This is a genomic window from Frankia sp. AiPs1 (genome assembly GCF_023716945.1).
In the GTDB taxonomy this organism is placed as follows: domain Bacteria; phylum Actinomycetota; class Actinomycetes; order Frankiales; family Frankiaceae; genus Frankia.
On the sequence record NZ_JAMQQF010000267.1, the window covers coordinates 1 to 7,887 of the forward strand.

Annotated in this window: 5 protein-coding genes and 2 pseudogenes; 2 read left to right on the top strand and 5 right to left on the bottom strand. The window is 72.6% G+C overall.

Features of this window, described 5'->3' with window-relative positions:
• Positions 1-518 (top strand): annotated as a pseudogene (locus ND748_RS20140) (hypothetical protein); the annotation flags it as partial.
• A gap of 425 nt (positions 519-943) precedes the next feature.
• Here the strand turns inward: ND748_RS20140 and ND748_RS20145 are convergent.
• The 5 genes and pseudogenes from ND748_RS20145 to ND748_RS20165 form a co-directional block, all read right to left on the bottom strand.
• Positions 944-2,566, bottom strand: coding sequence for an LCP family protein (locus ND748_RS20145; protein WP_285902423.1), 1,623 nt, complete (start codon positions 2,564-2,566; stop codon positions 944-946).
• A 450-nt stretch (positions 2,567-3,016) separates the two neighbouring features.
• Positions 3,017-3,913, bottom strand: a complete 897-nt coding sequence (locus ND748_RS20150; RefSeq protein ID WP_251747557.1) for an NAD(P)-dependent oxidoreductase — start codon at positions 3,911-3,913, stop codon at positions 3,017-3,019.
• Positions 3,914-3,995: 82 nt separating this feature from the next.
• Positions 3,996-4,076: pseudogene (locus ND748_RS20155) on the bottom strand (hypothetical protein); the annotation flags it as partial.
• A 168-nt stretch (positions 4,077-4,244) separates the two neighbouring features.
• Positions 4,245-5,654 (bottom strand): aldehyde dehydrogenase family protein, encoded by a 1,410-nt coding sequence (locus ND748_RS20160; RefSeq protein ID WP_251747558.1) that lies wholly within the window; start codon positions 5,652-5,654, stop codon positions 4,245-4,247.
• A gap of 8 nt (positions 5,655-5,662) precedes the next feature.
• Positions 5,663-6,370, bottom strand: coding sequence for a TetR/AcrR family transcriptional regulator (locus ND748_RS20165; protein ID WP_251747559.1), 708 nt, complete (start codon positions 6,368-6,370; stop codon positions 5,663-5,665).
• A 184-nt stretch (positions 6,371-6,554) separates the two neighbouring features.
• Here ND748_RS20165 and ND748_RS20170 point away from each other — a divergent pair.
• Positions 6,555-7,887, top strand: a 1,333-nt coding sequence (locus ND748_RS20170; RefSeq protein ID WP_251747560.1) for a PP2C family protein-serine/threonine phosphatase, incomplete at its 3' end; no start/stop codon positions are given.

Genomic DNA, 7,887 nt, shown 5'->3' on the forward strand with positions numbered 1-7,887 from the left:
GCGCGGGCGCGGGCGCGGGTGCGGGTGCGGGCGGGGCGGGTGCGGGCGGGGGAGACCTGGTCGGGGGATACCTGACCGGGGGGCTTGACAGCGCCGGCGCGCCCGGTGCCGTGGCCGGGCCGGTGGTCGGGTTCCTCGGTGTCGGTGCGCTGGTCACGGGGCCGGTGGGGCTGGCCTGCGGGGCCGAGCGAATCGGCCCGCCCGAACTCGCGGACGGCGCCGCGCAGGCCGTCGCGGACCACGCCGGCCGGCAGGGCGGTCGAGCCGTCGTCTACCCGGGTGTCGGCCGGCTGCGCGGCACCGTGCTGGTGGAGACCGTGCTCGGGCAGACCGCCGTGGGCCGTGTCGTCGCGCCCACCGGGCAGGCGGAGCCCCGCCGGTCGGACCTCCTGCGCACCCGCAACCACGTGCGGCCCGTCTGGCGCGACGGCGTACTCACCCTGGTCGCCGCCGCCGAGCGTGGCCGGGTCTTCACCCCCTACGAGGTGCCGCACCCGTCCCCGCTGGGCGGCCGCTGACGTTGCCGCGGGCGCGGGTGCCGCGGGCGCCGCTGATACGCCGATCATCCCGCGGCCGGGCCCCGTCCTCGGTGGGCGACTTCCGGCGCGGAAGAACCACCGGTACGGCGGTTGTCATGACCTGTTCGGGGCGGCCGACGGTGTTCTTTCGGTCGATTGTGAAGGTGCCCTGGCCGCGGTTTTCGTGATTGTCCGAAGAATGTCCGGCGTGGCCGCCCGGCAACGGCGCAGCAACCGCCCGAATCGGGGGTTCGGGCACTTGCCGGGGCGAGCACTTGCAGAAGGTTGTGGACCGTGCGAGCGGGGCGGAACGGTCGACAACCTCCTGCAATCCTGCCGGTGATCCGGGCAGCCACTCGGCGGGCGTCGGTGCGTCGGGGTCGGGTGGGTCGGGTGCGGCGATCGGCTCGCCGCGGCGGGATCGGTCAGTAGGTGCAGGTGGGGGCCTCGGGCGGGGCGGACGGTGCGGGCGGTGCGGTCTGGGCGGCGGTCTGGGTGGCGCCGGTCGTCGCATCGCCGGCCGCCGCAGCGGCACCCGTCCCGCTCGCAGCGGAGGTCGGCGTGACAACCTCGGTGAACCCGGAGCCGAGGACGAGCTGGACGCCGGTGACACTGGAGTCGGCCAGCACGCTTGATCCCGGCACGGCCGCGGCGACCGTGCGGGCCTCGGCATCCTGGCCCGGTCCGTAGGTGACCCGGGACGTCACGTGGGTGAGCGCCGAGGCGTTGCCGGCGTTGCGCGCGTGGAATCCCTTGCGGGTCAGCGCGCTGGTGACCTGGGAGGCGAGCCCGGAGCGCGAGGAGCCGTTGTAGACGGTGACGCGCACCTGCGCCGGGGCCGCGGTGACGCCCGGGGCGAGGGAGGGGCCCGCCCCCGCGCCCGCGTCGCCCGACGAGGTGGCGCCCTCGACGTGGCCGCCGAGCGGGCTGACGAGCCGCAGCAGGTCGTCGGGTTGGTAGAACTGCACCGAGGCGCGGGTGCCGTGCAGGCGGATGTCGCCCATGTCGTCGACGGCGCCCTCAGTGCGGGTCGGGGCGTGGGTGGGCACGGTCTGCATCCGGATCCCACCGTTGGTCAGGCCCTTGATGCGGGTCGCGAGGCCGCGCAGGTCGGCGATGGTCGTGTGTTCGTCGAGGGTGAGCGCGCCCGCCGCGGTCGACACCAGCCGCTCGGCCTTGATCGGGTTCGTGAGCGTGTCGCCACCCATGATCTTGTGGAACATGGCGCCGATGAACTGCTGCTGGCGGCTGATCCGGTCGGTGTCGCCGGCGGGCAGCCCGTGGCGCTGGCGGACAAAGGCCAGCGCCTGGTCCCCGTTGACCTGGATGGTCCCCGGGCCGCCACGGAAACCGCTCATCGGGTCGTTGATGTTCGTGCTGACCCGCCACCGGCCGTTGTCGTCCTGGAAGCGCTGGGGCGGCGCGTTCGACGGCTTGATGCACACCTCGACGCCCCCGATGGCGTCGGTGATCTGCTTGAAACCCTGCAGGTCCATCGAGATGTAGTGGTCCACCTGCATGCCCGTGAGGCCTTCGATGGTCTTGACGAGCAGCGACGGGCCGCCCGAGGAGATGGCCGCGTTGAACTTGTCCTTCGTCGACGCGTGGTGCTTGCCGTTCGCGTCGGTGTATTCGGGGATCGTCACGTACATGTCCCGAGGGAACGAGATCATCGTCGTGGTCCCGTCCTTGGCCAGGTGAGCGAGGATCGTCGTGTCGGAGCGCTGCCCCTCGACGTCGCCGTACTCACCGCCGGTGCCGGCCCGGCTGTCGGTGCCGACCAGCAGGTAGTTCGCCACCCCCACTCCGCTGGAGCCGCCGTCGGAGAGGCCGAGATCGATGCGGTTGACCTTGCCGTTGATGAACGAGTAGGCGGCCCAGCCGCCGACCGTGACCAGCAGCACGCAGCAGGACACGAGGGAGAGGAAGGCCAGCAGCCCGCGCCGGCGCCGCGGGGGAGGGCCGCCCGGCCCCGGGCCATGCCCCGACCGACCGGGTCCCGAACCCCGCGGATCGAGCCGGGGTGGCAGGACTCGCATGCGGTCCATGGCGTCGTGCTGCAGGTGCGGTGCGGTCACTTCCCGCCTTTCCTCGAGGGGCCCTGCGGGCAGGGTCCGACGTAGTGCGGAAAGTAACACGTATGGGTTATTGGCTTACCTTGAGGGGTGTCGAGGAGATTCCCCGTATACGTGGCGCGATGGGGGCGGGCCTGTCACGATTCGTCCGCCGATCACCGTCGCGCATCGGGTTCCGGTCCGCCCGTCGCCCGTCGCCCGTCGCCCGTCGAACTCCTGGCGGAAGGACCCGAGTAGGCGGTCCAGGCCCCAGCGGAACTGCTCGCGGAGAGTCGCCACCATGCTGCCTGCATTGATCAGGCTTGCCGCGTCCGCCGCCAGCAGGTGTCCCACACGAAGACGAAGACCGTGTACGTCACGCTGGTCGCCTCCGGCGGTGCTGGCGGCGGTGCTGGCGACGGTCGCGAGCTGGTGGTCGGGAACTCAGCTCGCGGCCGCGCCGTCGTCGTCGACGTGGTCGCGCCAGGAGCGTTCGGGTTTCCAGCCGAACAGGGCGCGGGCCCTGGCGGTGGAGATGCCGCCGGCGTCGGGGCGGTCCAGGTGCCCTAGCGGTGGGGCGTCCGGGCCGAACACCTCGGCGGTGAGGTCGGCGAGCGGGCGGCCGGCGATGTTGTCGGGTTGGGCGGCGTAGACGACCTCGTGGCCGGGGGTGTCGGTGGTCGCGGCCAGGGCGATCAGGTCGGCGAGGTCGTCGGCGTCGACGTAGGACCACTGGTTGAACGCGCCCCGGCGCGGATCGGCGGCCACGCCGGCGTGGACGGCCCGGTAGGCGTCGGGGGTGAGTACGAGGCTGGGGCGCACGGAGACGGCGGTGGTGTCGCTGCGGCGGACGAGGGCGTCGCAGATGCTCTCGCCGAGGGCCTTGGACAGGCCGTAGGCGTCCTGGGGGCGCAGTGGGTGGTCCTCGTCGACGGGTAGGTAGTCGGGCAGGAACGGTCGTTCGGCGGTGACGAAGCCGGGGGCGGTCTCGCTGGAGGTGTAGATCAGGCGGGGCACGCGGGTGCGGGCGACTGCCTCGGCGATGTGGTAGGTCGACTGGGTGTTGGTGGCGAAGATGACGTGGCCGGGGTCGTGGGAGGGTTCGGGGATGCCGGCGGTGTGGATGACGACGTCGGGGCGGGTGCGTAGGACGACGGCGATGGCCTGCCCGTAGTCGGTGAGGTCGGCGCGCAGGTAGGGGTCGAACGGCGGGCCGTAGTGGGCGGCGGCGATGTCGGTGCCGGTGACCTGGTGGCCGTCGGCGCCCAGGCGCGCGACGACGCGGGAACCGATCTTCCCGCGGGATCCGGTGACGAGGACTCGCACGGTCGCTCCTGTCATCTGCTGGTCGATGGTCTGCCCGGGCGTGAGCCACCCGGACCTCCCCGCCCGGGATCGCCACCCGGATGATCTCCCGGTCGAGGACGGCCTTACCGACGCTGTGCTCGCGCACGCCGATCGTCGTCGTGTGGGTGAACAACACCCGACGCAGCTCCTCCTCCATGCCACAGGACCGGGCCGTCTCCCGGACCGGTCAGCAGCCCGCGCACCGCCTCGGCGCACTGCGCCGGGGTCTTGCCCGGCGTGTAGACCGCCTCGGCGAGCCCGGTACGCGCCGCCCGGCGGCGGTCGAGCCGCAGGCCGGCGAGGTCGGCGAGCGGCTCGACGGTGGTCATGTCGCCGCCCCGGCCCCGGCCCCGGCCGAGGGTGCGGGCGGGGCCGGCGGTGCGGCGAGGAAGACCGATCGGGCGTGGGAGAGCTCCCGGAAGCCGTGCACGCCGTGGTAGCGGCCCATCCCGCTGCTGCCGACCCCGCCGAAGGGGAGTTGGCTGTCGACGAAGTGCAGCGCCCAGCCGTTGACGGTGACCCCGCCGGACGACGTGCCGCCCAGCACCGCGTCGACCAGGCTCCGGTCCTCGCTGTAGACGTACATCGCCAGCGGCTTGCCGCCGCCGCGGACGTGCTCGACGACCTGCGCCGGGTCGGTGAAGGTCAGCACGGGCAGGATCGGTCCGAAGATCTCATCGTCCATGATCTTCATCTCGGGGGTCACGTCCAGCAGGACCGCGGGCGGCAGCACGGTCCCGGCAGGATCCGGCGTCCCGCCGCCGACCAGCGTCGCGCCGCGGGCGACCGCGTCGTCGAGGTAGCCGGTCAACCGGTCCAGGTTGCGCCGGTCGACGATCCGCCCGAGGGCCTCGGGCACGAGGCTCCCCTCGCGGTAGAGGTTCTCGTCAACCCACCGCTGGTAGTGGTGGAGGAACTCGTCGCGGACCTCCGGCCGGACCCACAGGTGGTCCGGCGACAGGCAGATCTGCCCGGCGTTGCTGTGCTTGGCCCGGGCGATCTGGGTCGCGGCCGTCGCGACATCGGTGGTCCCGTCGACGATCGCCGGGCACTTCCCGCCGAGTTCGAGGGTGACCGAGGCGAGATGGCGGGCCGCGCCGGCCATCACCACCCGCCCGACTGCGGGGCTGCCGGTGAAGAAGACGTGGTCGACGGGCAGTTCCAGCAGCGCGTTCGCCAACGCGACCCCGCCGGTGAACACGGCGACGTGCTCCGGCTCGAAGACCTCCCGGATGATCCGCGCACTGATGGCGGAGGTGGCCGGGGCGAGCTCGTTCGGCTTGACGATGGCGGTGTTCCCGGCCGCGATGATCGGTACCAACGGCTGGAACAGCAGACCGAACGGGAAGTTCCACGGCGCGAACAGCAGGCAGACCCCGCGGGCCTCGTACTGCACGAACTCCGCGGCGCCGGCGCCGAGGTACGGCGGCGGGGTCAGCGGGGCCGGCGCCGCCCACTCGGCGAGGTGGGCGACGGCGTCGTCGATGTCGCCGAGCACCGCCGCCACCTCGGACGGGACCCGCGGGCGCGGGGGGCGCAGCAGATCGGCGTGCAGCGCGGCCCGGATCTCGTCGAGATGATCGGTGATCGCGGTCCGCAGCCGGGTGAGATGCCCGACGCGTTCGGCGACGGTCGACGTCTTCGTCACCCAGCGATGCCGGCGCTGCGCGTCGAAGACCTTCTCGATGTCGGCGGTGTCGGCGGTGCCGAGCGTCTTGTCGGTCTCAGTGGTCATGGCTCTCCTCACCAGGCTCGGCCGCCCCGGTCGGTCGGTCGGTCGTCGGGGGCGGTCTGCTCCGGAACCGCCCGGTGGCGCTCCTGGTCGGCCCTGAATCCGTCGAGCAGCATGGTGGTGGCCGACATCGACATCTGCGCGGCGCGGTCGAGCGAGATTCCGGAGAATTCGTCGAGCGACATCTTGGCGTGCCCGAGGACGGTGGCGATGATGCCGAGGGCGGGAATACTGCACTGCGCGGCCGGCGCCGCGGTGATGGCCGAAACTATGTGCAGGAACTGTTCGTAGGCCTGCCTGTTCCACTCCTTGATGAGGTCGGAGTGGCGCTGGATGCCGCTGTCGAAGATGAGGATGAACGAACCCGGATCGTCGCGGGCGAAGGCGAAGGTGTCCGCCATGAGCTCGCGCAGGGCCTGCTCGGGCCGGTTCAGGTCGACGTCGTGCTCGGCGCGCCGGACCTGCCACCGTTCGTAACAGGCCCGGGCCGTCGCGAGCAACAGATCGTCCAGGCTCGGGTAGTGCCGGTACGGCGCGGCCGCCGACACCCCGGCGCGCCGGGCGCATTCGGCCATCGTCGCGGCGCCGATTCCCCGTTCGGCCACCACCTCGATCACGACGCGTTGCAGGGCCTGGGCCAGGTCGCCGTGGTGATAGGTGCGGCCCGACCGTCCGGGAGCCGCGGAGCGGCGGGCGGTGCTCGGGGAATGGTCGGGCACGCGTCCATCCTGCCCGCCCTGACCCACGATGTAAATGGTCGTTACATCGCCTGGCGTCGCGGAAGGTGGCCGGTGAAGTTGGTGAAACAGGAAATCAAGATCATCGACGAGAACGGTACGGGCTGCTACCGGTGTGAGCGGGTGGCCTGCCTGGGCAGCTCCACGAAGGTCAGGGAGGGCCGAGGTGGTGGACCTCGGTCGGGCCATCCTCGACGCCCCGCTGTGGGACCTGCACGTCGAGATCGTCGACCAGCCCCACCACGGCCGGTCGGGACACCGTCTGGCTGTCCACTTCGCTCACGCTCGTCGCCGGGGAGACAGCAGCCCGTTGGCGTCCTTCACCGCGCTCGTCGACACCGCCAACGGCATCGCCGTCCGTCAGCCGCCGACCGCGTGCATACTCGTGGTAGTGATTCGTGACCGAAGGTCAGCGAACCGTCGTGGGGTCGAGCGGCGGCCGCTGCCCGCGTCCGAGGCGAGCTGGGGGCGGTCGCTCATCCCCCTGGTCGTCCTGCTCGCCGTGGTCGTCATGGACCTCACCGGCGACCGGCGCTACGTGATCATCACGAGCCTGGTGATCAGCCCGCTGCTCGCCGCGGCCCTGACCGGGCCACGGGTGACCGCCGCCTACGCCGGCGCGGCGCTGCTGTTCGGCGCGCTGCAGGCCATCCCGCTGGGCTACTACACCGGGGTCGGCCATGACAGCCTCGTCGCCCAGTTGATCAGACTTGCGGTGATCGCGAGTGGTGGCGCCATCGCGGTCGCCGCCAGCCGGGACCGGCGGCGGCGTGAGGAGCGGCTGCGCGACGTCACCCGGGTCGCCGACGTGGCGCAACGGGCCATCCTCGGCGTCGTCCCCGCCCGACTGGGCGATCTGCGCCTGGCTGTGAACTACGACAGCGCCGCCGCGCAGGCCCGGGTCGGCGGCGATCTCTACGAGGCGCTGCAGACCCGTTGGGGGGTGCGGATCCTCGTCGGCGACGCGCGGGGCAAGGGGCTCGACGCCGTCCGGCTCGCCAGCCGGGTGATGGCCACCTTCCGCGTCCTCGCCCGCCACCTGGCCGATCCGGAGGAGGTCGTGGCCGCCCTCGACGCCGAGGTGGTCCGCTCGGGCGGCCCGGAGGACTTCGTCACCGCCGTGTTCGCGCAGATCGACGGCGCCCGCCTGGAGATGGTCAACGCGGGCCATCCCGACCCGGTGCTGCTGCGCCGGGGCGCGCCGCACCTGCTCAACGCGACCGGTCGGCGCACCCCGCTCGGCCTCGGCGCCACCGGCACCACCGTCGTACGCAGCCACCTCGCCGCGGGTGACCGGATCCTGTTCTACACCGACGGCCTGGCCGAGGCCCGTCATCCGCAGACCCGCGAGTTCTTCCCGGTGCTCCCCGCGGCCGAGGCCGCCTTCGCGCCGGCCCGGCGGCTCGACGCGGGACTGGCCGACCTCGTCGCGGCCCTGCGGCGCTGGACCGACGCGACGCTCGGCGACGACGTCGCCCTGCTGGCCGCCGAGTTCGCCC